The 26,968-nt window shown below is 63.9% G+C and carries 28 protein-coding genes and 3 tRNA genes; 14 read left to right on the forward strand and 17 right to left on the reverse strand.

The features are described 5' to 3' along the window. Nucleotides 1–149: 149 nt before the first annotated feature. A tRNA-Glu gene (locus THIDRDRAFT_RS03545) sits at nucleotides 150–224 on the forward strand. 252 nt (nucleotides 225–476) lie between these two features. Here THIDRDRAFT_RS03545 and pufA read toward each other — a convergent pair. The 5 genes from pufA to queC form a co-directional block, all read right to left on the reverse strand. Next, nucleotides 477–626 (reverse strand): light-harvesting antenna LH1, alpha subunit, encoded by a 150-nt coding sequence (pufA, locus tag THIDRDRAFT_RS24375; protein ID WP_007039432.1) that lies wholly within the window; start codon nucleotides 624–626, stop codon nucleotides 477–479. A gap of 25 nt (nucleotides 627–651) precedes the next feature. After that, the gene (pufB, locus tag THIDRDRAFT_RS03550; RefSeq protein ID WP_040843838.1) at nucleotides 652–798 is read right to left on the reverse strand and encodes a light-harvesting antenna LH1, beta subunit; all 147 of its coding nucleotides are present in this window, start codon (nucleotides 796–798) and stop codon (nucleotides 652–654) included. A gap of 324 nt (nucleotides 799–1,122) precedes the next feature. Beyond that, entirely contained in the window at nucleotides 1,123–1,755 is a 633-nt protein-coding gene (gene queE, locus THIDRDRAFT_RS03555; protein ID WP_007039434.1) for a 7-carboxy-7-deazaguanine synthase, read from the reverse strand. Next, complete coding sequence (locus THIDRDRAFT_RS03560) at nucleotides 1,752–2,846, reverse strand: 6-carboxytetrahydropterin synthase (protein ID WP_007039435.1); 1,095 nt, start codon at nucleotides 2,844–2,846, stop codon at nucleotides 1,752–1,754. The genes queE and THIDRDRAFT_RS03560 overlap by 4 nt, the downstream gene beginning before the upstream one ends. Next, nucleotides 2,843–3,541, reverse strand: a complete 699-nt coding sequence (gene queC / locus THIDRDRAFT_RS03565; protein ID WP_007039436.1) for a 7-cyano-7-deazaguanine synthase QueC — start codon at nucleotides 3,539–3,541, stop codon at nucleotides 2,843–2,845. The genes THIDRDRAFT_RS03560 and queC overlap by 4 nt, the downstream gene beginning before the upstream one ends. A gap of 105 nt (nucleotides 3,542–3,646) precedes the next feature. Here queC and THIDRDRAFT_RS03570 point away from each other — a divergent pair, with 105 nt between their 5' ends. Further along, nucleotides 3,647–4,342 carry a cytochrome b/b6 domain-containing protein gene (locus THIDRDRAFT_RS03570; RefSeq protein ID WP_007039437.1) on the forward strand — a complete coding sequence of 232 codons (696 nt, stop codon included), beginning with the start codon at nucleotides 3,647–3,649 and terminating at the stop codon, nucleotides 4,340–4,342. Between the two features lie 62 nt (nucleotides 4,343–4,404). On the opposite strand, the gene THIDRDRAFT_RS03575 is transcribed toward THIDRDRAFT_RS03570, so the two are convergent. From THIDRDRAFT_RS03575 to THIDRDRAFT_RS03585, 3 genes are all read right to left on the reverse strand, one after another. Beyond that, complete coding sequence (locus tag THIDRDRAFT_RS03575; RefSeq protein ID WP_007039438.1) at nucleotides 4,405–4,872, reverse strand: c-type cytochrome; 468 nt, start codon at nucleotides 4,870–4,872, stop codon at nucleotides 4,405–4,407. Between the two features lie 106 nt (nucleotides 4,873–4,978). Beyond that, nucleotides 4,979–6,973 (reverse strand): M48 family metallopeptidase, encoded by a 1,995-nt coding sequence (locus THIDRDRAFT_RS03580; RefSeq protein ID WP_007039439.1) that lies wholly within the window; start codon nucleotides 6,971–6,973, stop codon nucleotides 4,979–4,981. 9 nt (nucleotides 6,974–6,982) lie between these two features. After that, nucleotides 6,983–7,567, reverse strand: coding sequence for a LemA family protein (locus tag THIDRDRAFT_RS03585; RefSeq protein ID WP_007039440.1), 585 nt, complete (start codon nucleotides 7,565–7,567; stop codon nucleotides 6,983–6,985). 247 nt (nucleotides 7,568–7,814) lie between these two features. On the opposite strand from THIDRDRAFT_RS03585, the gene THIDRDRAFT_RS03590 reads away from it, so the two are divergent. Continuing rightward, nucleotides 7,815–7,904, forward strand: a tRNA-Ser gene (locus tag THIDRDRAFT_RS03590). 97 nt (nucleotides 7,905–8,001) lie between these two features. Further along, a tRNA-Met gene (locus tag THIDRDRAFT_RS03595) sits at nucleotides 8,002–8,078 on the forward strand. A 166-nt stretch (nucleotides 8,079–8,244) separates the two neighbouring features. On the opposite strand, the gene THIDRDRAFT_RS03600 is transcribed toward THIDRDRAFT_RS03595, so the two are convergent. After that, nucleotides 8,245–8,868 carry a thioredoxin family protein gene (locus tag THIDRDRAFT_RS03600; RefSeq protein WP_007039441.1) on the reverse strand — a complete coding sequence of 208 codons (624 nt, stop codon included), beginning with the start codon at nucleotides 8,866–8,868 and terminating at the stop codon, nucleotides 8,245–8,247. A gap of 11 nt (nucleotides 8,869–8,879) precedes the next feature. Then, entirely contained in the window at nucleotides 8,880–11,042 is a 2,163-nt protein-coding gene (locus THIDRDRAFT_RS03605) for a protein-disulfide reductase DsbD family protein (protein WP_245535775.1), read from the reverse strand. Between the two features lie 375 nt (nucleotides 11,043–11,417). Between THIDRDRAFT_RS03605 and katG the strand changes: the two genes are divergently transcribed. Together katG and THIDRDRAFT_RS03615 are read left to right on the forward strand one after the other, a co-directional pair. After that, nucleotides 11,418–13,592 (forward strand): catalase/peroxidase HPI, encoded by a 2,175-nt coding sequence (katG, locus tag THIDRDRAFT_RS03610; RefSeq protein WP_007039443.1) that lies wholly within the window; start codon nucleotides 11,418–11,420, stop codon nucleotides 13,590–13,592. A gap of 189 nt (nucleotides 13,593–13,781) precedes the next feature. Beyond that, nucleotides 13,782–13,997 carry a YjfB family protein gene (locus tag THIDRDRAFT_RS03615; protein ID WP_007039444.1) on the forward strand — a complete coding sequence of 72 codons (216 nt, stop codon included), beginning with the start codon at nucleotides 13,782–13,784 and terminating at the stop codon, nucleotides 13,995–13,997. A 138-nt stretch (nucleotides 13,998–14,135) separates the two neighbouring features. Here THIDRDRAFT_RS03615 and THIDRDRAFT_RS03620 read toward each other — a convergent pair whose 3' ends face one another. After that, nucleotides 14,136–14,411: a hypothetical protein gene (locus THIDRDRAFT_RS03620; RefSeq protein ID WP_007039445.1), complete on the reverse strand. Its 276-nt coding sequence runs from the start codon at nucleotides 14,409–14,411 to the stop codon at nucleotides 14,136–14,138. 359 nt (nucleotides 14,412–14,770) lie between these two features. Between THIDRDRAFT_RS03620 and THIDRDRAFT_RS03625 the strand changes: the two genes are divergently transcribed. The 5 genes from THIDRDRAFT_RS03625 (at nucleotide 14,771) to THIDRDRAFT_RS03645 (ending at nucleotide 18,132) form a co-directional block, all read left to right on the forward strand. Further along, nucleotides 14,771–15,724: a DnaJ C-terminal domain-containing protein gene (locus tag THIDRDRAFT_RS03625; RefSeq protein WP_007039446.1), complete on the forward strand. Its 954-nt coding sequence runs from the start codon at nucleotides 14,771–14,773 to the stop codon at nucleotides 15,722–15,724. Between the two features lie 3 nt (nucleotides 15,725–15,727). Next, nucleotides 15,728–16,045, forward strand: a complete 318-nt coding sequence (locus tag THIDRDRAFT_RS03630; protein WP_007039447.1) for a chaperone modulator CbpM — start codon at nucleotides 15,728–15,730, stop codon at nucleotides 16,043–16,045. Between the two features lie 9 nt (nucleotides 16,046–16,054). Further along, nucleotides 16,055–16,489, forward strand: a complete 435-nt coding sequence (trxC, locus tag THIDRDRAFT_RS03635) for a thioredoxin TrxC (protein WP_007039448.1) — start codon at nucleotides 16,055–16,057, stop codon at nucleotides 16,487–16,489. 180 nt (nucleotides 16,490–16,669) lie between these two features. Next, nucleotides 16,670–17,518, forward strand: a complete 849-nt coding sequence (gene murI, locus THIDRDRAFT_RS03640) for a glutamate racemase (RefSeq protein WP_007039449.1) — start codon at nucleotides 16,670–16,672, stop codon at nucleotides 17,516–17,518. 95 nt (nucleotides 17,519–17,613) lie between these two features. After that, entirely contained in the window at nucleotides 17,614–18,132 is a 519-nt protein-coding gene (locus tag THIDRDRAFT_RS03645) for a hypothetical protein (RefSeq protein WP_245535776.1), read from the forward strand. A gap of 250 nt (nucleotides 18,133–18,382) precedes the next feature. On the opposite strand, the gene THIDRDRAFT_RS03650 is transcribed toward THIDRDRAFT_RS03645, so the two are convergent. The 6 genes from THIDRDRAFT_RS03650 to THIDRDRAFT_RS03675 all read right to left on the reverse strand — a co-directional run bounded on the left by THIDRDRAFT_RS03650 (nucleotide 18,383) and on the right by THIDRDRAFT_RS03675 (nucleotide 22,257). Continuing rightward, complete coding sequence (locus THIDRDRAFT_RS03650; protein ID WP_007039451.1) at nucleotides 18,383–18,715, reverse strand: helix-turn-helix domain-containing protein; 333 nt, start codon at nucleotides 18,713–18,715, stop codon at nucleotides 18,383–18,385. Continuing rightward, complete coding sequence (locus tag THIDRDRAFT_RS03655) at nucleotides 18,699–19,010, reverse strand: type II toxin-antitoxin system RelE/ParE family toxin (RefSeq protein WP_007039452.1); 312 nt, start codon at nucleotides 19,008–19,010, stop codon at nucleotides 18,699–18,701. The genes THIDRDRAFT_RS03650 and THIDRDRAFT_RS03655 overlap by 17 nt, the downstream gene beginning before the upstream one ends. A gap of 163 nt (nucleotides 19,011–19,173) precedes the next feature. Continuing rightward, nucleotides 19,174–20,526 carry a tRNA (N(6)-L-threonylcarbamoyladenosine(37)-C(2))-methylthiotransferase MtaB gene (gene mtaB, locus THIDRDRAFT_RS03660; protein WP_007039453.1) on the reverse strand — a complete coding sequence of 451 codons (1,353 nt, stop codon included), beginning with the start codon at nucleotides 20,524–20,526 and terminating at the stop codon, nucleotides 19,174–19,176. Then, a complete protein-coding gene (locus THIDRDRAFT_RS03665) occupies nucleotides 20,526–20,945 on the reverse strand; it encodes a YybH family protein (protein WP_007039454.1) in 420 nt (139 codons plus the stop codon). The genes mtaB and THIDRDRAFT_RS03665 overlap by 1 nt, the downstream gene beginning before the upstream one ends. A gap of 136 nt (nucleotides 20,946–21,081) precedes the next feature. Then, nucleotides 21,082–21,687, reverse strand: a complete 606-nt coding sequence (locus THIDRDRAFT_RS03670) for an Hsp20/alpha crystallin family protein (RefSeq protein WP_007039455.1) — start codon at nucleotides 21,685–21,687, stop codon at nucleotides 21,082–21,084. A 93-nt stretch (nucleotides 21,688–21,780) separates the two neighbouring features. Next, nucleotides 21,781–22,257: a hypothetical protein gene (locus THIDRDRAFT_RS03675; protein WP_007039456.1), complete on the reverse strand. Its 477-nt coding sequence runs from the start codon at nucleotides 22,255–22,257 to the stop codon at nucleotides 21,781–21,783. 42 nt (nucleotides 22,258–22,299) lie between these two features. On the opposite strand from THIDRDRAFT_RS03675, the gene THIDRDRAFT_RS03680 reads away from it, so the two are divergent. The 3 genes from THIDRDRAFT_RS03680 (at nucleotide 22,300) to THIDRDRAFT_RS03690 (ending at nucleotide 26,906) form a co-directional block, all read left to right on the forward strand. Beyond that, nucleotides 22,300–23,745 carry a Mur ligase family protein gene (locus THIDRDRAFT_RS03680; RefSeq protein ID WP_007039457.1) on the forward strand — a complete coding sequence of 482 codons (1,446 nt, stop codon included), beginning with the start codon at nucleotides 22,300–22,302 and terminating at the stop codon, nucleotides 23,743–23,745. Between the two features lie 43 nt (nucleotides 23,746–23,788). Beyond that, nucleotides 23,789–24,979: a dicarboxylate/amino acid:cation symporter gene (locus THIDRDRAFT_RS03685; RefSeq protein ID WP_007039458.1), complete on the forward strand. Its 1,191-nt coding sequence runs from the start codon at nucleotides 23,789–23,791 to the stop codon at nucleotides 24,977–24,979. Nucleotides 24,980–25,127: 148 nt separating this feature from the next. Continuing rightward, the gene (locus THIDRDRAFT_RS03690; protein WP_007039459.1) at nucleotides 25,128–26,906 is read left to right on the forward strand and encodes a hypothetical protein; all 1,779 of its coding nucleotides are present in this window, start codon (nucleotides 25,128–25,130) and stop codon (nucleotides 26,904–26,906) included. The last annotated feature ends 62 nt before the right edge of the window (nucleotides 26,907–26,968 follow it).

A 26,968-nucleotide genomic window follows, 5' to 3' on the forward strand; every position in this document is an offset into this window, starting at 1 on the left:
CCTTGTGGCGCCAAGGCGATAACCAGAAGCTCGGGATGGCGTAACGACCATCGACCTACCCAGATATCACCGTCGAAAGGGCGATATTAACAGCACGCTTGTCGTGCGAAAGAATTTGCGTATAATACGCCTTTCTTAAGCGCATTACTGCTCTCTTCGTCTAGTGGTTAGGACGCTGGCCTCTCACGCCGGTAACAGGGGTTCGAATCCCCTAGGGAGTACCAATTCCAAAAAAGGGCCTTGCCGCACGGCAAGGCCCTTTTTTTGTGCGCGAAAAAGACGCGCAACCGCGCTTCGCGAGACCATCCATCTCGCCCCACAGCACCAGATTTCACGCCGACAAAACGCAATCGGCGCCGATTGCCCTAAAGCAACCGGCGCCGATGCGGATCTCACTCGACGCTGACCTCGACCAGATGCTACCCCCCACACCTCACGGTGCTTCGATACATCGATCAGCCAACGCCGAAGTCAGATCACTGCCAGCCCAGACCGACCGAGAAAACGACAGCGTGGACGGCGATAGCCAGAACCAGCACTGCGAAGAAAATAGGCATCAGCCAGGTCGCAGGGTTCACAACGAGCCAGATCTTCCAATCGTCAGCAGGATTGCTAGGTTTGCTCATGATATTGGCCTCGTGTTAACTCGAATTAGAACCAGGGGTTGGCGGCGAGGACGAACAGGTGCGCCAGGGCAGCCAGACCGACGAATGCGGTGTAGGTGACCTTGAACTGCTCGTGGAATTCTTTTGCTTGCTGATCGGTCAAACCGGAAAGACTCATTTGCTCGGTCTCCATGCGGGGTTTGCTGGTAACACCACCCTTAGGGGCGGCAGGGATTCTCTTGTCAGCCACTTAAAGCTGGCCTCCGTACGGGTAACACTGACGCCGCCTTATCATGGTCAGATGGATGGCGCCGTGACGCTGACCGCTGAAACAATGCCCTATCCGATCTCACAAACCGCTGGACCGGGAGGACTGCCGTGCGATCTTGTGTGTCATCTTAGCTTTACACTGGATATTGTCAACATGAATTTACACGCAAATATCACCTGATCAGCAGCGGGATCGAAACACACCAGGTCTCCACCCAGAGGCCACTCACACCAAACCATGTGAATTCTATGGAATTCCAATCAGTTTGTGCATCTGGACGGTCAATCGCCAATGCGGATGCGACTTGCAATACATCAAGGCCGCCTCGGTATTCCCGGACACGTCGGATCCATCCATCGGTTGCAGAAAAAACTGCTCGAACGCCAATCCATCGAAACACTCGGGCGGGGCCTCGGGCTGGGGATAGACCAGCTTGAGTTCATTCCCAGATCTCACTCGCAACTCAGTCCCCGCCTTAGGACTGACGCAAACCCAATCGATCCCTGACGGCACGGGAAGCGTCCCATTGGTCTCGACCGCGATGAGACAACCACGCGCATGCAGCGCCTGGATGAGTGCCGAATCGAGCTGCAGCAGCGGTTCGCCGCCGGTACAGACCACATAAGGCGCAACCGAGTCATCGGGCCAGAGCGCGCGAATGCGCTCGGCGAGCAACTCAGCATCCTCGAAACGTCCACCACCCTCACCGTCAGTCCCGCGAAAATCGGTATCGCAAAAACGACAGATCGCACCGGCACGATCCGCCTCGCGGCCACTCCAGAGATTGCACCCTGCAAAGCGACAAAAAACGGCCGGACGCCCGGCCTGGGCGCCCTCCCCCTGCAGGGTGTAGAAGATCTCCTTGACGCTGTAGCTCATGACGGCAGCGCCGGACCCAGCTCGCCCCAGCAGAGCGAGGCACCGCAGCCCGGGGTCTCGTGCAGATCGATCCGATCCATCTGAGGCAGCACGCCGGCAACCGACTCGCGGATCCAGAGCGCCAAACTGCCCGAATCGGCTGCCGACAGATGCGGCAACCCATCGAGCCGATGATGATCGAGCTGGCGATAGACGGGATTGAAGAGCTGCTTGACGTCACCGTAGTCCACCGTCCAACCGAGCACGCGGTCAAGCGGTGCCGTCAGATGCAGCCTCAACAGATAGCTGTGACCGTGGAGCCGGCGGCGCGAATCACCCTCCGGCGCCCGCGACAGACTGAGCGCGGCCTCGAAGCGCTGCTCCTTCCAGATCCGATAATGGGTCCCGTCGTAATGACAGCCGGCGGTCGCGGTTTCGTAGACCGTTACCCAAGACAGCGCCGGAAGCCGAGACGACAGCCGCTCCCAAATCCAGCGCGAAAGCATCTCGCTGGTCGGATTCTCCAGACCCGGAATCTCATTGAGACAGGCATGATGCAGCTCGGCCTGCAGCGGCGCCCAGAGCGTCGCGAGCCGGTCGAAATCGACGCCCATATCCGCGTCCGCCAGACTCTGATCGGCGTGCAGGATGACCTCGAATCCGTGTCCGTGCATCCGTCCGCACTGATGCCCCTCGGGCACGTTCGGCAGTCGATGCGCAGCCTCGAAACGGAAGCGGCGCCAGACATGCACGCGTCCCTCGCCCTCCAGATCCGCTCCCTGATCGCGCGTGCTCTGAACGCCAATCGAGGCGATCTCAGGCACATCCAGCCGCGCATGCAGCCAGCGCGCCAGATTCTCATCGGTCGGTACCGGCAGGAATTCGTTGAGATCGCGATAGTCGAGCACATCGACCGCGCGCGCGAGCGACTCGGAGAGCGCACCGGCTTCGGCGCCTGGGAAGCCGCCCCAACCACACGGCAACTGCGCGCGGACCTTGGCGAGGAAACTGTGACCATGCAACCGTCGGGCACGATGCCCTTCGGGAAGAATGGCGACACGCCGGGCCGCCTCGAACGGCGCGGCGGCAACATGGAAAAGCTGTTCGGTCATGCCTCTTTCTCGAAACGGACGAGGAGCGGATCGCGAAGACCAGCCTCCGCAAAACCCTTCGCCCGCAATAAACAGGAATCGCAGAAGCCACAGGGCCGGCCATCCTCGCCCGGATCGTAGCAACTGCTGGTCAGCCCATAGTCGACACCCAAACGCACACCGCGCCGGATAATCTCGGCCTTGGACAGCTCGATCAGAGGCGCATGCACATGAAAGCGCTGACGCCCCTCGACGCCCGAGGCGGTTGCCAGATTGGCCAGACGCTCGAAGGCATCGATGTATTCCGGACGACAGTCCGGATAGCCCGAATAATCGAGCGCGTTGACCCCAACGAAGATATCGCTCGCACCCAGCACCTCGGCCCAGGCAAGCGCAAACGACAGAAAAACCGTATTGCGAGCTGGCACATAGGTGACCGGAATCCCATCCGACATCGCATTCGTTTCGCGCCCCTTCGGAACGTCGACATCGTCGGTGAGCGCCGATCCGCCGAATCGTCGCAAATCGATGTCGGCGATCACATGCTCGGCGACCCCCATCGACTCGGCGACGCGCCCAGCGGAGTCCAGCTCCACCGCATGCCTCTGACCATAACGAAAAGAGAGCGCATAGGGGACATAGCCCTCCGATTTGGCGATCGCCAACGCGGTCGTCGAGTCGAGCCCGCCACTCAATAGAATCACTGCGCGCTTCATCGCATTACCTCAATCGCTGCTCTGGAGAGATGGACGGCTTGGCGTCAAACCTCACCTTGGGCGACACTCGCCACATCACTTAATCAAAGACCCGATTCCAAACAGATGCAAAAGAACCGAATCAAACTCTGGGACCTTCCGACCCGCATCACCCACTGGGCACTCTTCGTCCTGGTGGCGATCGCCTTCGTGACCGGGCTGACGGGCGGCAATCTGGTTACCTGGCATGGTTGGGCGGGACTCGCCATCCTCGGACTGGTCGTCTTCCGACTCGCCTGGGGCGTACTGGGATCCACCTACGCCCGTTTCAGCACCTTCGTGCGCGGCCCGGGCGCCATTCTCGACTATCTCAGAGGTCGCTGGCATGGACTCGGTCACAACCCACTGGGCGCGCTGTCGGTCCTGACCCTGCTGGCCCTGCTGGCGTTTCAATGTCTGACCGGACTCTTTGCGACCGACGACATCGCCTTCGAGGGACCGCTCCAGGATTTGGTCGGAGGCGACACGAGCCGCTGGCTGAGCAGTCTGCATCGCCAGGCGATCTGGCTGATCGGCGGCCTCGTCTGCCTTCATATCCTGGCCATCCTCTTCTACAGCCTGGTGCATCGGGACAACATGATTGGACCCATGCTGAGCGGCCGTAAGGAGGTCGAGGATCCCAGCGCCCGCTCAGCCACCGGAGGCGGACCGATTGCCTTCCTGCTCGCCGCCGCAATCGCGGTCGGAGCGGTCTGGATCGCCAACGGCGGCCTGCTGACCACCCCACCTCCAACACCGCCCGCATCCATTCCCACTTGGTAATGCGCAAACGCGAAAGGCCGTCCGCGAGGACGGCCTTTCGCGACGATCAAAAACGCGTCCGATCAGTCGTCGGCGCGATACTTCTTGTGGCACGCCTTACAGGCAGCACCCAGGTCGCCGAACGCCGACTTCACTGCAGCCTTGTCACCGCCATCGGCGACTGAGGCGAGATTGTCAGCAGCCGCCACGAAATCGTGGGCCAACCGACCGACGTCTTCCATGTTCTCGAAGAGCTCCGGCTTCACGTACGTCTTGACGTCTCCGATATCCTTATCGGTGCCCGGCCCGTAGAGCGCACCCATACCCGAATTGGCGATGGCGGCAATGGTATTGGCGGCAGCCGACACCTGATCCGCATTGTACTCGCCCTGGAGATTCGCCTTGATCTTACCCATGTTCCAGCCCATGAAGCTGTAACCAGCCTGACGAATCTGGATCTGCTCCTCGGGCTTGAGGTCAGAGGCGAAAGCGGCACTGGCGAGGACGACGGCGGCAAGACCGACGGCTGAGCTGGCTAGCATTCGTTTCATCGACAATCTCCATTGATTTTTGGAATTTCACTAAGGTCTAGATATCTCGACCCATTCGAGATATCGACAGCGACCCATTCCCCACGAGATCCCACGCAACAGACGATCACGCGTGGACCTCAGCCGGCTCTAACACCGGCAACGGCATGCGCAGGGCCGCGCATATGGCCCGCAAGAGCTCCATCTCGGCCGGCGCCACACGACCATCCTCCACCACGACCGCAGCCATGGCCCCCAAGAGGCACTGCTTGTCCTCCAATCGAAGCTGATCGAGTCGCGCCAGCGCGGCATCCAGCCGCACGGACCATTCCCGTTCGAGCCAGTCAGACTCGAACCAGTCTTCTTTGATGCGTTCGACCGCCCGGAGTTTCGCACCCAAGCGTTTCAATCCAACAATCAGCGCCCGGCGGGCATCTTCCGGCCTGCCGTTGCCATGGTGCGCCAGCACCGTCAGGAGCAAAACGACCTCGCGGGTCGCGCCCACCAGACGACCGGATCCGGCGACACCCGCAGACGCGGGAGACAGCAGATCCCGGATCTGTCTAGCCAACAGCTTCGCCAGAACATACTCGAACAGCGCGACCTGGCCATCGGCCAGAATCAATCGATCGACCAGACCCAGCAAACGCTCAAGCTCTGCTGCCGGACGCCGACGCAATGCTGGGAAGGTCAGATCCAGCAGCGGGATACGCAGCTCGGAGGCCAGATCGGGCACCTCCTTCAGCAGCACGCCCACCTGATGCTCCGCCTCCTGTCCCAGGGTCTCCGACACCATCAGCAACCGCTGCTCGCGCACCTCGGGATCCGAACCCATCAGCAGATAGCAGAGCACGCTGGCCGCCCACTCGGTCGAATGGGCCGCGCGCTCCAGCGTCTTGGGAATGGCCGCCGCAAGCAATCCGGCTGTCAGGATCTGACCAGCGCCCGGCCGACCGATGCCCTCGATCAGCGATTCGGGACTCACCGTCGCACCCCGAGCGGCGAGTGGCACAATCCTGTCGGCAGCCCCAGCCGGCTCAATGGGCTCGCCGGGAACACCCACCGGCACCGGGCGCCGCATCGATCGCGCGATCTCGGCCAATTCGGCCGGATCGAACCCAGGTTCGATGGCGCGGATGCGGTCTTCGAGCGGCGGATGGGTCGCCAGCATTCGGCTGGACAGCCCTTGAGCGAACAGCATGTGCGCGACCTCCTCGGCATCGGTCCGCAGGGTCGACCCCATACCGGCCGCGCCGATCTTCTTCAGCGCGCCAGCAATGCCTTCCGGGTGACGGGTGAACTGAACCGCCGAGGCGTCCGCCAGGAACTCGCGCTGACGCGAGACCGATGCCTTGATCAAGCGCCCGAAGAACAGCCCGACATAGCCGACCACCACCAGCGCCAAACCGAACGAGAGGATCCCGCGCCCCTCGCGTCGTGCCGAAAGGCGTCCGCTATTGAGCAGAAAACGCCCCAGCAACGCCAGCACCAGGATGCCGAACAGCACGCCCATCAGACGGATGTTCAGCCGCATATCGCCATTGAGGATATGGCCGAACTCGTGCGCGACGACGCCCTGCAGTTCGGCGCGATTCAGCGTTTCGAGCGTCCCCTGAGTCACGGCGACCGCCGCGTCCGAGGGACTGTAGCCCGCTGCGAAGGCATTGATCCCTGGCTCCTGATCGAGCACATAGACCTCGGGCACGGGCACGCCCGCCGCGATCGCCATCTCCTCGACCACATTGCGCAGCCGCCGGCGCAACGGGTCCGTGGTATCGGGCGGAACCAGCGTCCCGCCGAGACCGCGCGCCACCGCCCCGCCGCCACCACGCAGGGTCAGGATGCGGATCTGACTCGCCAGCGCAATCCCGCCGCCGATCGCCAAGGAGACCCAGAAGAGCAACGGGAGGTTCGGCCGCACATAGCGATCGAACAACCCGGGCACCCCGAGTTCGACGTAGTCCATGTAACGCCCCGGCTGGGCCAGCTCGTGATAGGACCCGAAGAAGACCAGCACCGCCAGGTCGACCAGGATCACGATACTGACCAGGGCCAGGGCGAAGAGCCCGATCAGACCGAGGGTCCGGCGACGGGCGCGCGCCTGATGCTCGAAGAAGTTCATCGGCATCGACTACTGGAAGGAGATCTCGACCGCCTTGCGCTTCGCCGGCTCCTCGATCTCCAGCAGCTGAGCGGGCTGGAAATTGAAGCTGTTGGCGATCAGGTTGCCGGGGAACATCTCGCGCAGATTGTTATAGGCCATGACCGCATCGTTGAAGGCCTGACGGGCGAAGGCCACCCGATTCTCGGTGCTGACCAGCTCCTCCGAGAGTTGCATCATATTCTGATTCGCCTTGAGATCCGGATAGGCCTCGGACAGCGCGAACAGACGTCCCAACGCACCCGATAATCCCTGCTCCGACTGGGACAGACGACGCATCGCCTCGGCATCGCTCGGATCCGCAGCCGCCTGCTTCAGATTCCCCACCGCCTGATTGCGCGCCTGGATCACCGCCTCCAGCGTCTCGCGCTCATGCTGCATGTAGCGCTCGGCCACCTTCACCAGATTCGGGATCAGGTCGTAACGCCGCGTCAGCTGGACATCGATCTGAGCGAAGGCGTTCTTATAGGCATTGCGACCGCCCACCAGGCGGTTGTAGATGACGATGGCAATAATCACCAACAGCAGAATGACTCCAAGCACGATCCAGATCATGTTGCTCTCCCCCGATTGCAGTGAGTCCGGCGTTGAAGATCGAAAGCGATCGAGTCTAAACCGCCCACCTGCACAGGGGTAGCCAGCAGACCCGACCCGACGCCCAAATGAAACCATCGCGAAATCCAGGAAACCCCGGTACGCAACCGAACGCCCACCCGAATTGGCTCTTTGGCATAGACAGCAAGCCAAGACCCGTTTATGATTCTCCGCTCGCTGTCTGATGCATCTGCATCTCGCAGCACCCGGAGAGGTGCCGGAGTGGCCGAACGGGCCTGACTCGAAATCAGGTGTACGCGCGAGCGTACCGTGGGTTCGAATCCCACCCTCTCCGCCAATTCAATGGCTTGTCTTGACGCCACGTGCGTCGATCGAGCCGAGATCCCAGACAAACCGGGATCTCAGCCGTCCCGAAAGGCGGCAAACCAGACAGATGCGGGGTGGAGCAGTCAGGCAGCTCGTCGGGCTCATAACCCGAAGGTCGTAGGTTCAAATCCTGCCCCCGCTACCACATAGAAAAAGAAACCGGCCTCGCGCCGGTTTTCTTTTGCCCGTCGATCGGGCAAGGCCGCATAGATCAAAACGCTCACAGCATCACGCGAACAGCCCGGCCGCAGCCGGGCTGTTTTCCTTTGCACAGGGAAGACGCAACCTCCCGATCGGAAATCAGAGCAGACTCAATATTTGACCGAGCAGCCATAGGGTCGCGTGACCGGGGTCGTCACCGGCTTGCCGGCCGCCAGGTCGGCCAGGGCCGCGCGGACGTAGTTGTGCGCGCCCTCAATGTCCGCCGGATCGCTCGTCGGCCGGTCGTCGATGCCACCCATGTAGACCAGCGTCCCGGTGCCGTCGATGACGAACATATGCGGCGTCGTCCGGGCACCGTAGGCGCGCCCGATGGTGCCCTCGGGATCCAGCAGCACGGCCGTCGGGGCGGCATCGCGCTCCTTGGTCAGCGCGTTGGCCTCGGCGGGACTGACGTTCCCCTGCTTGCCGGGCGCCGAGGAGATCACCGACAGCCACACCACACCGCTGCCGGTCGCCTCGCGCTGCAGTGCCTGCATGTTGCCGCTGCCGTAATGCTTGCGCACGTAGGGACAGCCATCATTGGTCCATTCCAGCACGAGGGTCTTGCCGGCCAGATCGGAGAGGTTCCAGGTGCGACCGGCCGTATCGGTGCCGCTGAAGTCTGGCGCCGGAGCGCCGATTTCGGGCTTGGCCAGTGCGGTACCGGCGACGAGCAGACCGATCAGAATCAGCGCGGCGGTCCGCGCACCTTGCGGTAAGGTCAGACGAGACATGGCGACTCTCCTCAGTGGGTCGATGGAATGGATCGGTGATTGCGGGCCGGCTCCCCCGAGCCGGCGACATGCTCCCGAACGATGCCCGGGGTCAGGATCTGCGGCAACACATCGGGTTCTCGACCGGGTGCGTAATAGACATACAGGGGCACGCCGGTCCGGCCGAAACCCGCAAGATACTCGGTGATCGCCGGATCCCGGTTGGTCCAGTCCCCTTTCAGATAGACCAGCCGCTGCTCGGCGAAGAGGTCGACCGTCGCGGCGGTCGACAGCGCCACCCGCTCGTTGACCAGACAGGTGATACACCAGGCGGCGGTCATGTTGACGAACAGCGGGCGACCCTCGGCGCGGACCTCGGCCAAACGCTCTGCCGAATAGGGCTCGGCGACCAATGATGTCCGTCCATCATCCGGAGTTCTCGCAGACCCTGCAGCGGATGCAGGAAGACTTGAGGTCGAGATCCCGAGCCACACGGCCGTGACGAGCCCAATGAGAGAGAGAACCCCACCGGCACGACGCACCCGCGAAGAGCCGAGCAGCGTGCGTTCGCGAACCCAGAGCCCAAACGCGAGCAGCAACAGGCCGGTCAATCCCTGTGCGATCCCATCCGCCCCAGTCTGGACGGCGAGCACCCAGAGCAGCCAGGCCGAGGCAGCGAACATAGGGAAGGCGAGCCCCTGCTTCAGGGTCTCCATCCAGGGTCCGGGGCGCGGCAATCGACGCGCAAGCGCCGGGACCAGCGTCAGCACCAGGAAAGGCAAGGCGAGTCCCAGGCCGAGCGCCAGGATCACCAGCATGGCCTCCGCCCAATGAAGCGTCAGTGCATAACCGAGCGCCGCACCCATGAGCGGTGCCGTGCAGGGAGCCGCGACCAGGGCGGCGAGCGCCCCCGTCCCGAAGGCACCCAATAGACCGCTCCCGGTCTGGCCGCCACCCAGCGCCATCAGACGCCCACCGAGCGTCACGACACCGGCCATCGAAAGCCCGATGACCAGAAACAGATCGGCCATCAGGGCAACGAAGGGCGGAGACTGGAGCTGAAACCCCCAACCGACAGCAGCCCCGCCGGCACGTAATGCCAGCAACAGCCCACCCAGCAGCCCGAAGAACAGCAGCACGCCGCCCGTGTAGGCGAAACCGTGCAGCGCACGCCGCCCGGCCCCATCGCCCTGTCCAGCCGTGAGGCTCAGCGCCTTGATCGCGAGCACCGGAAAGACGCAGGGCATCAGGTTCAGGATGAGACCGCCGAGTAGGGCGAAGACCAGTGCGATCGGCAAGGTCAAGGTATCGGGTTCGATCCCGCCCGCCGAGACCGGCAGAACGCCTCGCTCGGCGGTTAACGCAAAGGCACGCGACCCGCCGTCGGGGTCGTCGATCACCAGCACCCCTTCCAGCTCGGCCGTTGCGGCCATGGCGCCGGGGGTCAGATCTATCTCCAGCCGGTCCCCGCCGACCCGCCAAGGCTGGGCGGCGGCATGCTCGATCAGGCCCCAGCTCCCGGCATAGAACCAGACCGATGCCGAATCGGGGATCCGCAGCGCCGGATTCGTCCCGAGCGGGACCGACAATCGCAGCCCTCCGTCACGCTCGTCGAGCATCGCACCCTGAATGTCGCCCTCGGGCAGCGCGGACCGTGCGTCGGCGAAGAGGTCCGACCAGGCCGGATCGACCGGGCCCTGCGTTGCGGCGGTCTCCAGCGTCAGATCCAAAGCGCCGCTTTCGGGAATGCAATGCTCGGCACAGACGAGCCAATGGGCCTCGGCACGGATGGGGATCGGCGTCCCGACCGGCCAGTCCGGCGGTACCGAGAGCGCGACCAGATGCACGGCCCGTCCCGAGTAGCCGTAGTTGGCGAACGGACCGACCCGGACCAGCTCGGGATGGGGCCAGCGAATCGGGCCTGCCGTCACGCCATCCGGGAGGGTCCAATCGATGCGCGGTGCCTCGCCCGAATCACCGGGATTGCGCCAATAGGTATGCCATCCCGGCTGGATATCGAACACCAGCGCCAGCTCGATGCCCGCACCCGGTGCGGTCTGGCTCCGCTCCGCGATCAAGCGCGCCGTCACATGCTCCGTCGTCACCGAATTCGCGACAGCGAACACGGGGAAGGACAGCAGAACCAGAAACACCCACGCCCGAAGGTCCATGGGCCGCACCTTGGAGTCGTTCATGAGGATCGGATATCGGAGCATCGCCATGCGGGAGGTTATTGAGCCATCGGCGGAAACTTCAAACCGAAACGCACCCTGATGCGTTGGCCGACCGGCCCCAGATCGGCATCCGCCGGATGCGCCGATCTAGCTCGCTACCCTTCGCCCAGCATGCAGTCGCCCAGACCAAAGGGCATTTGCATCGAGACCGATGCGCGATCGACCCGAGACATTGAGGCGCCACGGAATAAGCCAAAAACTATCGAAAAAACACAATTGATAGCCTCAGACGATCCATAGGATACAACTAAACGATTGGCCGATCTCATCGGCCACACCTATTCTCTAGCCGTGATCGACGAACCTCATTCAAAGAAACCACGACAGGAGATAGAGATGAGTCACGAAACGATGAAGACCGCCGGCAAATGCCCAGTGATGCACGGCGGAAACACGGCCGTTGGGACATCGGTGATGGACTGGTGGCCGAATGCATTGAACCTCGACATCCTGCATCAGCACGACACCAAGACCAGCCCGATGGGGCCGGACTTCGACTATCGCGAAGCGGTCAAGACGCTCGACGTCGAGGCGCTGAAGAAAGACCTGCGCGCGCTGATGACGGACAGCCAGGACTGGTGGCCCGCCGATTGGGGCCACTATGGCGGCCTGATGATCCGCTTGTCCTGGCACGCGGCGGGCAGCTATCGGATCGCCGATGGACGTGGCGGCGCCGGCACGGGCAACCAGCGCTTCGCCCCGCTCAACAGTTGGCCCGACAACGTGAACCTGGACAAGGCACGCCGCCTGCTCTGGCCGATCAAGAAGCAATACGGCAACAAGATCAGCTGGGCCGACCTGATCGTGCTCGCCGGCACCATGGCCTATGAGTCGATGGGTCTGAAGACCTTCGGTTTCGCCTTCGGCCGCGAGGACATCTGGCATCCGGAGAAGGACACCTACTGGGGCTCTGAGAAGGAGTGGCTGGCGCCCAGCGATAACCCTGACAGCCGTTACTCCGGCGAACGGGAACTGGAGAACCCGCTGGCCGCCGTGATGATGGGGCTGATCTACGTCAACCCCGAAGGGGTCGATGGCAATCCCGACCCGCTGCGGACCGCGAAGGACGTGCGGGAGACCTTTGCACGCATGGCGATGAACGACGAGGAAACCGTCGCCCTGACCGCTGGCGGCCATACGGTCGGCAAATGCCACGGCAATGGCGACGCCAGCCTGCTGGGGCCGGCCCCCGAGGCAGCCGATGTGGACGATCAGGGTCTGGGCTGGATCAACACGGCCGCCCGAGGCATCGGTCGCGACGCCGTCACCAGCGGCCTCGAAGGCGCCTGGACGACCCACCCCACTCAGTGGGACAACGGCTATTTCGCCATGCTGCTCAACCATGAGTGGGAATCGAGGAAGAGCCCGGCCGGCGCCTGGCAGTGGGAGCCCGTCGATATCGCGGAGGAGGACAAGCCGGTCGATGTCGAGGATCCCTCGATCCGCTACAACCCGATCATGACCGATGCCGACATGGCCATGAAACTGGACCCGGCGTACCGGAAGATCTCCGAGCGGTTCTACCAGGATCCGGCCTATTTCTCCGAGGTCTTCGCACGCGCCTGGTTCAAACTGACGCATCGCGACATGGGACCGAAGGCACGCTATATCGGTCCAGACGTTCCGCGGGAGGATCTGATCTGGCAGGATCCGGTGCCCGCAGGTTCGACCGACTATGACGTCGAGGGAGTGAAGTCCAAGATCGCCGCCAGCGGCTTGAGCGTCGCCGAAATGGTCGCGACCGCCTGGGACAGCGCCCGAACCTTCCGTGGCTCGGACATGCGCGGCGGAGCCAATGGCGCGCGTATCCGCCTGGCTCCGCAGAAGGATTGGGCGGGCAACGAACCCGAGCGGCTGGCCAAGGTCCTTGGCGTACTGGAAGGGATCGCGGCCGAGTCGGGCGCCAGCCTGGCCGATGTCATCGTTCTGGCCGGCAACCTGGGAATCGAGCAGGCGGCCAAGGCGGCCAGTTTCGAGATCAACGTGCCCTTCGCGCCCGGTCGCGGCGATGCCACCGAAGAGATGACGGATGCCGAATCCTTCGATCCGCTGGAGCCCATCCATGACGGCTACCGCAACTGGCTGAAGCAGGACTATGCCGTCAGCGCCGAGGAATTGATGCTCGATCGCACCCAGTTGATGGGGTTGACCGCGCCCGAGATGACGGTGCTCGTCGGCGGCATGCGCGTCCTGGGAACCAACCACGGAGGAACCAGGCACGGTGTGCTCACCGATCGCGAGGGCGTGCTGACGAACGACTTCTTCGTCAATCTGACCGACATGGCCAACACCTGGCAGCCGGTGGGCGGGAATCTCTACGAGATCCGCGACCGCAAAACGGACAGGGTCAAATGGACGGCGACCCGGGTCGATCTGGTCTTCGGTTCCAACGCGATCCTTCGCGCCTATGCAGAGGTCTATGCCCAGGACGACAACCAGGAGAAATTCGTCCGTGACTTCGTCGCCGCCTGGACCAAGGTCATTAACGCCGACCGTTTCGACCTGCCCTAACTCTCAGCACGGGACAATTCGGGCCAGGGACTCGGCCCAACCGCCCCCATCAGCACCCGATCTCTCCGAACTGTGAGGCGATCGGCAGCCGAAAACAGGGACGACGCTATACTCAAGGGTCAAGAATACGGCTCGCCAGCCGATAAGATAGATACCCTTTCACTGATATCTCATCGGAGAAATCGCATCATGGATATCTCTTCATTCAGCGGTTCGGCACCTGCGATCGCCCAGCTGAGCACCACCATGAGCAACGGGAAACTCGCCGACGACGTCGGCATTGCCGTACTCAAGAAATCCATGGACATCCAAGAGCAGTCCGCAATGCAATTGGTCGAGTCCATCCCGGACGTCAGTGCGGGCCTGCCGGATGGTGTTGGTGGCAACATCAATGTGACGGCCTGACCTCACGGCTCGCTCGCCATGCACCAGTTCGCCCACAGAGGCGCACGGCCACCCGCGTAACACGCGGCCAACGGCCACCCCATTCACGGGCGCAGACACCCGAACCCCCGTCAGTCGGCTGGGTTCCGAGCGCCCCTGTCACTCGACTTTCTTGACCTCGGTCCGCCCCACCCCAGCCGGCATGGGTCTGGTCGTCGCGGTCATGCCCGGACGATCGTGCCATGCCTTGGTCGTAATGGAGAAAGATCCGCCGCCTTGAGGAACCGGGGTGCCGATGTCGGTGCAATCACGCTCGGTGTAGATGATTCGCCCGTCCGGCTGAAGACATTTTCGCGCGAAATTCCCCGGCCACTGTTCCGCCAAGGCGGCCCCCGTCACCAGAATTGCAAGCGCTGCGATGGTGGCAATCCTCATGCGTCTGCCCTCAATGCTGTTCAAATTAGGTGATCGTCAGCATAAACCGAGCACCGCCCGGTAAATACCCTCAACGCCTCCCCAAGGAACGATTCGCGGTCCTCGAGTGTCGATCCGAAACGGAATCCAGATCGCGATCGACCGGCGAGAACGCAGGGCACCAGACCGCCCATCCCGCTGAAAGGCACGCACAGCGAGCGACGAATCCCCTGCAGCCCCTGTGGAATGTCCCCGTGTGCCACCATTTCGCGACACAATGAAGGCCCGGGTGTCGGACAGCCTTGTGCGACAGCCCGAGCTGCGGTTACCACGACCAGAACGCGGCAACCGCGACGATCAACGCAACGACTCGTACTCAAATGGAATTCAAAGACTATTACGCCATCATGGGGGTCGCGCGCGATGCCACGCAGGACGAGATCAAGCGTGCCTATCGCAAGCTCGCCCGAAAATATCATCCGGACGTCAGCAAGGAGCCAGACGCCGAGACCCATTTCAAGGAGGTCGGCGAGGCCTACGAGGTCCTGAAGGATCCCGAAAAGCGCGCCGCCTACGACCAACTCGGAGCCGATTGGCGGGCCGGGCAGGACTTCCGTCCGCCACCGGACTGGGACCAGGGATTCGAGTTCCATGGCGGCGGCTTCACCCAGGCGGACCCGGACCAATTCAGCGACTTCTTCGAGACCCTGTTCGGCCGAACCGGTTTCTCCGGCGCGCATCCCCACCAGTCGCGGCGCGAATTCCACGCCCGTGGCGAAGACTCGCACGCCAAGGTCCTAATCGATCTCGAAGACGCCTACCGAGGCACGACGCGCACGCTCACACTCCGCCACACCGAACTGGGACCGGACGGTCGACCGCGCATTGCCGAACGCACGCTCAACGTCTCCATCCCCAAGGGCGTGCGCCAGGGGCAGCACATCCGGCTCGCCAAACAGGGCGGTGCCGGTATCGGACGAGGCGAGGCGGGCGACCTCTTCCTAGAGGTCGAATTCAGCCCGCATCCGCTCTATCGCGCCGAGGGCAAGGACGTCTATCTGAGCCTGCCGCTCGCACCCTGGGAGGCCGCACTCGGGGCGACCGTGAAGGTGCCGACGCCGAACGGCGCGGTCGACCTGCGCATCCCGCCCGATTCGTCCGGCGGACGCAAGCTGCGCCTGAAGGGTCGAGGCATCCCAGCCAAGGAGCCTGGAGACCTCTACGTGGTGCTGCAGATCGCACTGCCGAAGGCGGATTCCGAATCCGCCAAGGCCGCCTACACCGCATTCGAGCAGGCGCTCGGATTCGATCCGCGCGCGCATCTGGGGGTGTGAAGGATGAACAATACACACATCATCGAACTGCTCTCCGGCGAACTGCTGGAGGAAAACAGAGAGCTAACCCTGGCGGAACTGTGCCGCGCCTGCGGGCTGCCCGCAGACCGGGTCGTCGAACTGGTCGAGGAAGGGGTCGTCGACCCGACGGGGCAGGATCCGACACGCTGGCGCTTCAGCGCCATCAGCATCCGGCGCGTGCATAGCGCACGGCGGCTGGAACGGGATCTGGGCGTCAACGCCGCCGGCGCCGCACTCGCCCTGGATCTGCTGGAAGAGCTGGAGCGACTGCGCGCGCGACTGCAACGGCTCGAAGACTGAGGAAAGACCATGAGCGACACGCTTCACATCGTTTGCCCCGCCTGCGACGCAGTCAACCGCATCCCAGTCGCGCGGCTCGGCGAAGGCCCCAAATGCGGCAAGTGCCACGCCCCGCTGTTCGCTGGGCATCCAACCGAGTTGACGGCGGCACGGTTCCAACAGCACATCGACCGCAGCGACATCCCCGTCCTGGTCGATTTCTGGGCGCCCTGGTGCGCCCCCTGCCGCATGATGGCTCCCGCATTCCAGCAGGCTGCGGCCCAGCTCGAACCCCGGGTACGCCTGACCAAGGTCGACACCGAGTCCGAACAGGCACTCGGCGCCCGCTACGGCATCCGCAGCATTCCCACGCTCGCGCTCTTCAAGAACGGCCGCGAGATCGCGCGCCAGCCTGGAGCCATGGGGGCGGCGGACATCGTGCGCTGGACGCTCGGACATCTATGACGGGAACCGGGAGCGCCGAGCAGCGCTCGGTGCTCCCCGGAACCTCCGCGCCCGATTGCATCGTCCCGCATCACGGTCATACACTGCCGCCCACATCTTCCGAGTGCCGCCGTCGCCGATGGCCGACAGCCCCGAGACGCGGGCGACACCGCCCCTGACCATACAGACCCACTGAAGACCATGACATCCAGCCACCCGATCGGTGTCTTCGATTCAGGAGTCGGCGGACTCACCGTTCTGCGCGAGATCCGCCGCGAACTGCCCCACGAGGATCTGCTCTACATCGCGGATTCAGGCCACGCCCCCTACGGCGACAAGCCCAAGGACTTCATTGAGGCCCGGGCGATCGCCATCACCGAATTCCTGATCGAGCGGGGCGCAAAGGCGATCGTGGTCGCCTGCAACACGGCGACCGGCGCGGCGGCACGGGTGCTGCGAACGCGTTATCCAATCCCATTGGTCGCCATGGAGCCGGCCATCAAACCCGCCGTGGAGCGAACCCGATCCGGCGTGGTCGGGGTGTTGGCGACACGCCAGACACTGGCCAGCCACAACTTCTCGGTCCTGCTGCAACGGGTCGGTCAGGACGCGGACATCCAGCTACAGCCCTGCCCCGGCCTGGTCGAGCACATCGAGTCCGGCGATCGGGACAGCGACGCCATCCGCACGCTGCTGATGCGCTATCTCGCGCCGCTCATGGAGCGTGGAGCGGACACGCTGGTGCTGGGCTGCACCCATTACCCCTATCTAACCCCGCTGATCAAGGAACTGATCGGCGATGGCGTAACCGTGCTCGACTCGGGCGCCGCCGTCGCGCGTCAGGTGCGTCGCCGTCTGGACGAGGCCAACCTGCTCGCGCCCGCCGAGCGCAACGGCCAGGAACGAATCTGGACCAGCGGACAACCGGCCAAGATCCAACCCCTGATCGACCAGCTTTGGAGCGCCGGGATTCGGGTGGAAAGGCTGCCCGAAACCATGGACGAACCCCACACCACGCCCTTCCCGAATCTCGTCCTGGAACGGGCATAGGGCACCGCCAGTCGGAGCGATCGGCTATCCTGTCCGGAATTCATCAGGCGAGATGGGATGCCATGGGCTGGAGAAGCAGCAGACAGATCGGAATCGTGGCACTAACGACGCTGGCCCTGCTTGGCACCGATGCGCGGGCGGACGAACCCTGCCTCAAGCTGGTATTCGGCCGTTATTGTCTCGGTGGCGACGTCAACGCGATCCTACAAACCACGCCGCCCCCGCTCGTCCGTCAAAACCAAGGCGACAGCCTGGCACTGGTCTATCCCGACGGCGCCAATCGACTCTACGTCCTCGCCTTCACCAACCGTATCTACAAAGTGGTGAGGGCCTACAACGTCGCCACTCAGCTACGCTTCGACGACCTCTACAACAGCCTGCGCGAAAAATACGGACCGGGCGAGGACCGCAGCCGCTTCCCCGAGTACGCCTCCACCCCAACCTCCCGACTCGCCTCCATCCGCCGCGGCGAGGGACGCGCCATCCACCACTGGACGGCCTCCTCATCCTGGTTCATCGAACTGTCCTGGACCCGAGAGATGGGCATCTCGCTCGCCTACATCGCCACCGACCTCAACGCCCGACGCGCCGCTCAGGTCGAGGGTGGGCTTTGACTGTCGGCTCGGATTATGAGTGGGTCGGGCGATGGCTTTGTGGACCACGTGCTCTAGCACCTCGCGGGCTCGGAACAAAGGATAGCTCCGTCGATGCAGATAATCACACGGGACGTAACACTCCAACTGATCCCGATACCTGATCAATCTCGGTGCACATTCTCCCCAGTTGTTTGACCCAAGGTACAACGCGGGACCCCAAGGCGAAGTCATACGAGCGGCGATCGTCAAGTAGCGACTTTCAGGCTCATCACCGATTGTGAGAGCGAAGGTCTTCAGCCACGTCACGCAGTACCTTGGGGTTTCGTCTGGCAATCGCGAGTAGCGTCCGTGCAGCACCGCTTGGCTGTTTTCTACCCTGTTCCCAGCCCTGTAAAGTACGAACAGACACGCCGAGCAGCTGAGCAAACTGGGCCTGAGAGAGTCCCGTTTCCTGTCTTGCGGCAAGGGCTGGAGGCCATACCACGCATCCTTCCCCGGCCTTCATCTCTTTAACGGCCTGGAGTAAATCCGCCGCGAGATCACGTTTGGCCTCGTAAGCCTCGATCTCTTTTTCGTTCAATGGATCAACGTTCGAGGACACAGCGTATCTCCTTGAGTTTTGGGCCAGTGAGGTTATCTGTCTTCGACTTGGCGTACAACGTCAGAAGAATCAGCTCACCGGCGGCGGTTCGCGTGTAATAGATGACTCTGACACCACCGGATTTACCGGATCCAGCCCGTCTCCAGCGTACCTTACGTAACCCTCCTGAGTCCGGAATCACATCTCCAGCGTCAGGATTATCGGCAATATAAGCGGCGAAGCCACCACGTTCGTCCTCCGTCCAATACAAAGGCCATTGCTTCTGAAACAAAGGGGTCTCGATCACGGTCAGCATCAAGCCAATGTACGCCCAAGGAGTAGCTCCGTCCATCGCGCCGAAAGAAGGTGGTATTGCTGCAGATACGAGCGGAGCGTCGGTTGACGGAAGCAACGCAGTATTAATTCAAGCCACTCGCAAATTGCTTGTCGAACGGCTGCCCCGATCAGAACGGCATCTATCACACCCCACCACACCTGTCGACCGGCTCGGCGATCAGGCTTGCGCCGGTTTCATCGATTGCAGTAAGACGCACGTCGCACAGTTGATTGCTTGCGATGGGCAGACCTGGGGCGATGCGCACGGGCAGATAGTTGGGGGTGTAGCCGCTGCGGCCGACGTCGGGTGGCAGAGCCGGCGGTCCCTCGAACAGCACCTGGGCGCGGGTGCCGATCTGTTCGCGCAGTCGGTCGAGTCGCAGCGCATCGGCCAGGGTCTTGAGTTCCTGGCAGCGCCGCTTGCGGGTCTCGGCGTCTACCCGATCCGGCAACCCGGCCGCGAGCGTGCCGGCCCTGGGCGAGAAGCCGAAGACATGGATCTGGGCGAACCGCATCGTACGGACGAAGTCCAGCGTCTGGCGCCAGTCGTCCTCGGTCTCGCCGGGGAAGCCGACGATGATGTCGGTGGTCAGGTTCAGATCGGGCACTGCGGCCCGGCCCGCGCCGACCAGCCGCGCAAACTCGTCCGTTTTGCAGCGGCGCGCCATGCGCTTCAACACCGCATCCGATCCGCTCTGCAGCGGCAGATGCAGATGGGGCATGAGCCGGCCGTTCTCGAACAGACGCCAGAAGCCCTCGGGCAGATCCCAGGGTTCGAGCGACCCCAAGCGGATGCGGGCGACATCGGTCTCTGCCAGCAAGCGCGCGATCAGATCGGCCAGATCGGTCCCCAGATCGCTGCCGTAGCCGCCCAGATGAACGCCGCTCAGCACCACTTCTTGGATGCCGTTGCTCGCCAGCCGATTGACGGTCTCCAGCACCTCGGGAATCGCGCGGCTGCGCTCCTCGCCGCGCGCCTGGGTGGTGATGCAGAAGGTGCATTGGTAGCGGCAGCCGTCCTGAACCTTGACGAAGGCACGCTGACGCCCACGGGTGAAGAGCGAGGCCGCCGCGTCGTCGATCGCCAGTTCGGGCATGGCCGGAATCGCCAATGCGTCGAGCGCGATCTCGACCAGCCGATCCTTGTCGCGGTTGCTCACGACCAGATCGACGCCCGACTCGCGGGCCAGGGCCTCGGCCTCAAGCGCCGCCAGACAGCCACTGACCACCAGACGCGCCGCCGGGTTGGCGCGATGGGCGCGGCGCAGGATCTGGCGCGACTTGCGGACCGCCTCCTGGGTGACGGCGCAGCTGTTGATCACCACCAGATCGGCCGGCTCGCCGTCCCCGACGACGCGGAATCCACGACGCTCGAACTCCCGGCTCCAGCCTTCGAGCTCGGCCTCGTTGAGACGGCAGCCGAGCGTTTCGAGACGCACGCCCCTGGAGCTGGATGGGCAAGACAAGGCCTGCCGCCCCTCGAACTGCACGGACATTAGGCGACCGCCGTGCTTCCGTCACCCGCCATGCCGGGCGGTGGTGGCGGAGTCGGCGAATTCTGATGCAGCACCAGTCGCCATCCGTCGGTATCTCGACGGAAGACGTTGGTGGCATAGATGGGCGGAGGCACCTGAGCCCCCGGCGCGGCGACGACACGCTCCTCGACCAGATGGATGGCCAGGTCGCCATTCTCGATCCAACCGAAATGCCGCACCTCTAGATCGAAGCGCCCGCCCTGCTCGAAGAGGGTCCGCCACAAGAGCGGCACCTGCGCACCGATCGCCATCGGTGTCATGGGCAGCAGACAGGCGATTCCGTCCTCGTCGCCCCAAACGCGGGACATCGCCTCGGCGTCCCCGGATTCGAGTGCGTCGTAATAGGCGTCTTCGGCATCTTGCGGTGTTTCGTAGGTCATGCGGAGAGGTTCCTCGTCGCGGACAAAAGGCTAAGTTGAACCGCAAAGACGCAAAGAGCGCAAAGGATTTCGCTCCCTCGTCCGGTCGCGGGCCGACACCCGTCCGAGAATGCCTCGCGTCTTTGCGGCCCCAGCCTCAGGGTCGAGCCGGCCAGCCGCCGTTCGGGGTGGCGGCGCGCGGGATGCGCACTTGGATGACGCCATCCTCGATCTCGGTGGACATGGCGGACAGATCGGCATCGCGCGGCAGACCGACCCGGCGGCTCGCCGCGCCGTGCGAGACACTGTAGCTGCTCGCATAGCCGCCATTGGGCAGTTGATTCTCGCGATCGACGCGGCGCTCGGTATCGTAGCGGATCAACAGGCCCTGTCCGGCGGGACGAATCTCGACCGCATCGGGTTCGATGTTCTGTAGCAAGACGTCGACGACATAGGCATCACCACGCAGCGCGCGGCGAATTTCGAGTTGGGGCCAGAGCGAGAGGGTTCTTTGCGGGAGTCCCTCGGGCAGGGTGCGCGCCTCGGGAACGGATGGAGCGGATCGGACACCCGGCACGCCGGGAGGCTGAGGAACGACGCCAGGCGCGCCCGGATATCCCGGCCATGCTGGACCATAGACGGGCACGGAAAAGGGACCCTGGGGCTCGGGATAGCCATAGGGTGCTGGACCGTAGGACGTCCAGGCGAGGGCCAGGCCAGGCAGACCGATAAGGGCGACGGCGATCAGCGGGATCTTGCGCATGGGCAACTCCGGATAGGGTGAGATGGACACATGGGCGAGACTCGGGGGCCGCCAACTGGCGGCTTTCCCCGATGAAGTATAGGTTGGCCGCTCTCAGAGACGCACCCGCCAGGTCGGGCGGTCCTGGTCGTCGATCAACCCCTCGGCCAGCAGCCAGGCGCGGGCGTCCTCGGCATCGCGCTCGAACCAGTCGCGTGTCGATCCCAAACGAAAGCTGTAGCCCCAGGCGTCCATGTCGGCGAACAGACGTTCGCGACCGACACCTGCGATGGCATCGGCCAGCAGCACCTGGAGATAGCAGACCGCGTTCTCCTCGGCGTCGTCGCCACCGGCATCCGTATGCAGTCGCTCGCGGCGTTTCCGATCGAGACAGATCCAGTGACAGGCCTCGTGCAGGATGGAATGCAGCGGCGTCTCGGGCTGCGCATAGAGACAATCGCCGACCAGACCGGCCTCGGGATCGCCCCAATAGGAGCCCGGGATGGGCGTGTCCTGGCTCACAATCCGGACATCGAGCCCGAAACGTCCAAGCAGTTCACGGACGATAGCTTCCTCGGCGAGAATGAACACGCGCGCCCTCCCCTTCATTACGAATCGATGCGACCCACGGCCATGTCAAACGAACCGCTCTACCAGTTGCTCGCCACCACCGATTTCGCCTGGAGGCGCGAGCCCATCCAACCACCGCGATTGACCAACATCCAGTGGCGCGCGGACAGTTGCGATCCGGGTTCCATCCTCTTCTTTCGGCGCTTCGACGACGGTCGGAGCGACCGCGAGATCCTGGAACGCTATCTCGCACGCAGCGCCTTCTCGGTGCTGGTCGTCAACCGCATGCTGGACTGTTTCGACCGGCTGCCCGGCAAGGCGATCTATGTCACCCGCCAGCACGACTGGGCCGAGACGGTGAGCCGTTTCTGCGATCTCGCCTATCCGCTGGACACCACATCGATCGACTTCATCGGCGTCACGGGCACCAACGGCAAGACGACGACGGTCAAGTATCTCGAATCCATCCTCTCCGCGCACGGACGGCGGGTGCTCTCGATCGGCACGCTGGGCGTCTTTCTCGACGGCGCACGCCTAACCGAGACCGGATTCACCTCGCCGCCCCAGATCGAGCTGCGCCGCCTGCTGCATGACCATCGGGAGCGCTATGATCTGGTGGCGATGGAGGCCAGCAGTCATGCCTTGGACCAGGAGCGGATCCATGGCATTCCCTTCCAGAATGCGGGCTGGACCAATTTCACCCAGGATCACCTCGACTATCACCATGACGAGGCGGCCTATTTCGACGCCAAGGCACGCATCCTGGATCTGATCCAGCCGGATGGACGGCTCTATTGCTCCAGCGCGGCGGTCGTCGAGCGTCTGCAGGAACGTGGCGCGCCCAGGGTGGCGGTCGAGCTGCTTCATCCGGATCCGCTCCCACCCGAGGCGCTCGCCGCCAAGCCCTTTCTGGCGCTGGAATACAACGGTCAAAACTATGCACTGGCGTGCGCGCTGGCGGACGACGTGCTGGGCGACGGCGAGGCCGAAAACCCGCACTGGCGCCATCTCCAGGCGGTGGACGGGCGCTTCGAGTGCCAGGTGATCGGCAATCGCACCATCGTGATCGACTTCGCCCATACGCCGGATGCGCTCGACACCATCCTGCGCGCCATCCGTGCCGGCTTCCCCCAGGCGCGCGTCCTGACCCTCTTCGGCTGCGGCGGCGACCGCGATCACGGCAAACGCCCGCTGATGGGGGCTGCGGTCGCAAGGTACTCGGACCAGATGATCGTCACCTCGGACAACCCGCGCACCGAGGATCCGGCGACCATCGTCGCCGACATCCTGACCGGCATGCCCGAGGAGGGACACGAGGTCATCCTCGACCGCGCCGCCGCCATCGCCCATCTGTTCGACTGGCTGGACGCCCGCCCGGCCGAGGAGCCGTGGGTCGCCCTGATCGCCGGCAAGGGACACGAGCGCTATATCGACCGCGACGGACACAAGGTCTATTTCAGCGACCAGGACGAGGTCGCGCGCAATCTGCGGCGTCTGAACTGGAGCTGACGAACGGCATCGCCACGCAACCCCGAGGACAGGAGACGCCCGCATGCGCCGACTCTATTCCATCCCAGCCGGGCTGCTGCTCGGGATTCTGCTCGCCCTCCTCGTCCCGGCCGGGGCACCCTATGTCGCCTGGCTGGGTCAGATCTTCGTCTCGCTGCTCAAGCTGCTCATTCTGCCGCTGATCCTGGTCTCCATCTATGCCACGATCTCGGACTCCGCCGATCTGAAACAGATCGGCGGACGCGCCCTGCTCTACTATCTCTTCACCTCGACCATGGCGGCGGGCCTGGGCACCCTCCTTGGCCTGACGCTCTCCCAGGGCATTCCGGCCGGACTGCTGGACCTGGAGCAGGTTCCGACGAGCGGAGCGGGCTTCAGTCTCGACTATCTGATCGGCAACCTGATCCCGACCAACCTCTTCGCCGCGCTGGCCGAGGGCAACGTACTGCAGATCGTCTTCGTCGCCCTGGTGGCGGCGCTGGCCTCGCGACATATCGCCGAATCCCACCGAAAGACGCTGATCGGTGGCGCCCAGGCGCTGGATGCGCTCCTGATGCAGCTGCTGCAAGGGGTGCTGCGCGGGGCGCCGATCGGCATCGCGGCGCTGGTCTATGCCAGCCTCGCCGGGATGGATTGGGACGGGATCTTCGAGCTGCGCGCCTTCGTCTGGGCGGTCGCGCTCGCCGCCGGTCTGCATGCGTTGGTGGTCCTGCCGGGCCTCTATCGCGTGCGCACCGGGCGCTCGCCCTGGGCGTTCAGCCTCGCCTGCCGCGCACCGCTGACCACCGCGCTGTCCACCGCATCCAGCTCGGCGACCTATCCGGTCTCCAAGCAGGCGCTGGAGTCGGCCGGCGTCAGCGAGCGCGTCACCAGCTTCACCCTGCCGCTGGGCGCGACGCTCAACATGGACGGCTCGGCGCTCTATCAGGCGATCCTGCTGATCTTCATGTCGCAGCTCGCCGGCGCCGACCTGAGCGTTGCTCAGGCGCTCTTCATCGTCCTGCTGACCATGGCCTCCTCCGCCGGAACGGCCGGCATTCCGGGCGGAGGAATCGCCATGATGGCCTTCATGCTGGACCTGCTCGGACTGCCTCAGACCTATCTGGCGCTCTATCTGGTCGTCGACCGCTTCTTCGACTATCCCATCACAGCGATCAACGTCTGGGGCGACCTGATCGTCGCCGCCGTGGTCGACGGGGATCTTGCCAAAGACGCGGCAAGCGCCCCCGGATGACTGACGCGTCGCCTGGGTAGAGCGCAGCGCAACCCAGGAAACCGCGCCAGCCCGAAGTCTCGCCGGAAGCTGACAGGATGTGAATGACACCCGTGAATAACGCGATACACTCTGGTGAATGTCGACGACTTGGCCTCCAGCGACCGCTATGTCAGCACAGAGATTCCTGAGTTCACGATGGCTCCTCGCGCTTGCGCTCGGCGGGCTGCTCGCAGCGGCCGACGCCAATGCTGCCGACGACTGCCGACAGGGTCGCGAGACGCATATCTGGACCGCCCCGCTCAACCCTCAACCGGGCAGTCCGCTGGAGGTCTTTGCGATCGCCACCGACGGCGCGCTGGAACAGGTTCTCATCACCGACCCGAAAGGACGTCAGAGCCGTCTGCGCACCGAGGCCCACGGCGGACCGCCCTGGAGCCTCTACGGCACCCAGTTCAGACCCGTGGCGGGGACCTATCGGATCGAGGCCGGACGCTACGGCCAGGTTGCGGCCTGCGCCGAGGTGACGGTGGGAGGACGGGACAACCGGCGCGAACAAGCCGACTGGGATCTACCGACCGAGGCACTCTACTCGGCCTGGATCGAGCATCTGTTCGCGGCCCCTCCTGACGCCTCAATGAGCTTCGACTCGCTGGGACCCGTGCTGGGCGACCCGGCGCGCAACTTCCTCTTCAACTATCTCGGGGCGAACGAGGACAATCGACTCACGGCGGAGCCGGACTGCGCCGACCTCCCCTATTTCCTGCGCACCTATTTCGCCTGGAAACTGGGTCTGCCCGTCTCCTATCGATCCTGCTCGCGCGGCAGCCGCAGCGCGCCCCCGAGCTGCCAATCGCCGATCATGGAGGCCCGATTCATGGACGATCCGGCGCCGCTCGCCACCTTCCGCGAGTCGGCACGGAGGCTGGTCAATACGGTACATTCGGGCAGCGCGCGCACAGCGCTGAACGCCGAGTCGACCGATTTTTATCCGGTTCCGCTCGATCGCAACGCGCTCTGGCCCGGAACCCTCTATGCCGATCCCTACGGCCATGTGATGATCCTGGTCGAATGGGTTCCGCAGCGCGCCGGGCAGAGCGGAATCCTGTTCGCCGTCGACGCCCAGCCGGACAATTCGGTGAGCCGCAAGCGCTTCTGGGAGGGGAACTTTCTCTTCGCCAACACGCCCTCGGCCGGACCAGGATTCAAGACGTTTCGGCCACTGGAGCGGACCGCAACCGGGTCGCGACTCCTGTCCAACCGGGAGCTGGACGGGCGCAACGGTCTGCCACGCTTCTCGCTGGAACAGGCGTCGCTGACCCCGGACGATTTCTATGCTCGCGTCGAGCGTCTGATCAATCCATACGGACTGGACCCGCAGGCCGCCTACACCGCGACCCTGGACGCGCTGATGGAGCAAATGGAGGCGCGCGTGAACTCGGTCAACAACGGCGAACGCTACGTCCGAGACCATCCGGGCACGACCATCCCCATGCCATCGGGTCCGGCCATCTTCGAGACCACCGGCCCCTGGGAGGACTACGCGACCCCATCGCGCGACATGCGCCTGCTGATCGCCATGAAGGTCCTTGAGGCACTGCCCGAGCGGGTGCGGCGCTATCCGAATCTCTACCGCTTGAACGGTGAGACGCCCGAGGGCGCTGCGGCGCGGATCGAGAGGCTCCACGCGCAGAAACTAGAAGAGCGTTCCATCAGCTACCGACGCAGCGACGGCAGCGACTGGCGCTTGAGCCTGGGAGACATCTATCGACGCCGCGCGGGACTGGAGGTCGGCTACAACCCCAACGACTGCATCGAGCGACGCTGGGGCGCAACGGCAGACAGCCCGGACGCAACCACATGCCAACGTCGCGCACCGCGCGCTCAACAGACCAAGATGGAATCCTATCGGGCCTGGTTCCGCGACACCGTCAGACCGCCCCGCTGATTCAGCGACCATCGCCGGGCAACAGAGCGCCCGGCTGCATTCCAGCCAGCACGCAACACGGA

The sequence above is a fragment of the Thiorhodococcus drewsii AZ1 genome (assembly GCF_000224065.1).
Classification (GTDB): Bacteria; Pseudomonadota; Gammaproteobacteria; order Chromatiales; family Chromatiaceae; genus Imhoffiella; species Imhoffiella drewsii.

Excerpts from the sequence above, each read along its gene's own strand:
- pufA (WP_007039432.1), bottom strand. The coding sequence starts at position 626 with ATGAGCAAACCTAGCAATCCTGCTGACGATTGGAAGATCTGGCTCGTT.
- pufB (WP_040843838.1), bottom strand. The coding sequence starts at position 798 with ATGGAGACCGAGCAAATGAGTCTTTCCGGTTTGACCGATCAGCAAGCA.
- queE (WP_007039434.1), bottom strand. The coding sequence starts at position 1,755 with ATGAGCTACAGCGTCAAGGAGATCTTCTACACCCTGCAGGGGGAGGGC.
- THIDRDRAFT_RS03560 (WP_007039435.1), bottom strand. The coding sequence starts at position 2,846 with ATGACCGAACAGCTTTTCCATGTTGCCGCCGCGCCGTTCGAGGCGGCC.
- queC (WP_007039436.1), bottom strand. The coding sequence starts at position 3,541 with ATGAAGCGCGCAGTGATTCTATTGAGTGGCGGGCTCGACTCGACGACC.
- THIDRDRAFT_RS03570 (WP_007039437.1), top strand. The coding sequence starts at position 3,647 with ATGCAAAAGAACCGAATCAAACTCTGGGACCTTCCGACCCGCATCACC.
- THIDRDRAFT_RS03575 (WP_007039438.1), bottom strand. The coding sequence starts at position 4,872 with ATGAAACGAATGCTAGCCAGCTCAGCCGTCGGTCTTGCCGCCGTCGTC.
- THIDRDRAFT_RS03580 (WP_007039439.1), bottom strand. The coding sequence starts at position 6,973 with ATGAACTTCTTCGAGCATCAGGCGCGCGCCCGTCGCCGGACCCTCGGT.
- THIDRDRAFT_RS03585 (WP_007039440.1), bottom strand. The coding sequence starts at position 7,567 with ATGATCTGGATCGTGCTTGGAGTCATTCTGCTGTTGGTGATTATTGCC.
- THIDRDRAFT_RS03600 (WP_007039441.1), bottom strand. The coding sequence starts at position 8,868 with ATGTCTCGTCTGACCTTACCGCAAGGTGCGCGGACCGCCGCGCTGATT.
- THIDRDRAFT_RS03605 (WP_245535775.1), bottom strand. The coding sequence starts at position 11,042 with ATGAACGACTCCAAGGTGCGGCCCATGGACCTTCGGGCGTGGGTGTTT.
- katG (WP_007039443.1), top strand. The coding sequence starts at position 11,418 with ATGAGTCACGAAACGATGAAGACCGCCGGCAAATGCCCAGTGATGCAC.
- THIDRDRAFT_RS03615 (WP_007039444.1), top strand. The coding sequence starts at position 13,782 with ATGGATATCTCTTCATTCAGCGGTTCGGCACCTGCGATCGCCCAGCTG.
- THIDRDRAFT_RS03620 (WP_007039445.1), bottom strand. The coding sequence starts at position 14,411 with ATGAGGATTGCCACCATCGCAGCGCTTGCAATTCTGGTGACGGGGGCC.
- THIDRDRAFT_RS03625 (WP_007039446.1), top strand. The coding sequence starts at position 14,771 with ATGGAATTCAAAGACTATTACGCCATCATGGGGGTCGCGCGCGATGCC.
- THIDRDRAFT_RS03630 (WP_007039447.1), top strand. The coding sequence starts at position 15,728 with ATGAACAATACACACATCATCGAACTGCTCTCCGGCGAACTGCTGGAG.
- trxC (WP_007039448.1), top strand. The coding sequence starts at position 16,055 with ATGAGCGACACGCTTCACATCGTTTGCCCCGCCTGCGACGCAGTCAAC.
- murI (WP_007039449.1), top strand. The coding sequence starts at position 16,670 with ATGACATCCAGCCACCCGATCGGTGTCTTCGATTCAGGAGTCGGCGGA.
- THIDRDRAFT_RS03655 (WP_007039452.1), bottom strand. The coding sequence starts at position 19,010 with ATGCTGACCGTGATCGAGACCCCTTTGTTTCAGAAGCAATGGCCTTTG.
- mtaB (WP_007039453.1), bottom strand. The coding sequence starts at position 20,526 with ATGTCCGTGCAGTTCGAGGGGCGGCAGGCCTTGTCTTGCCCATCCAGC.
- THIDRDRAFT_RS03665 (WP_007039454.1), bottom strand. The coding sequence starts at position 20,945 with ATGACCTACGAAACACCGCAAGATGCCGAAGACGCCTATTACGACGCA.
- THIDRDRAFT_RS03670 (WP_007039455.1), bottom strand. The coding sequence starts at position 21,687 with ATGCGCAAGATCCCGCTGATCGCCGTCGCCCTTATCGGTCTGCCTGGC.
- THIDRDRAFT_RS03680 (WP_007039457.1), top strand. The coding sequence starts at position 22,300 with ATGTCAAACGAACCGCTCTACCAGTTGCTCGCCACCACCGATTTCGCC.
- THIDRDRAFT_RS03685 (WP_007039458.1), top strand. The coding sequence starts at position 23,789 with ATGCGCCGACTCTATTCCATCCCAGCCGGGCTGCTGCTCGGGATTCTG.
- THIDRDRAFT_RS03690 (WP_007039459.1), top strand. The coding sequence starts at position 25,128 with ATGTCAGCACAGAGATTCCTGAGTTCACGATGGCTCCTCGCGCTTGCG.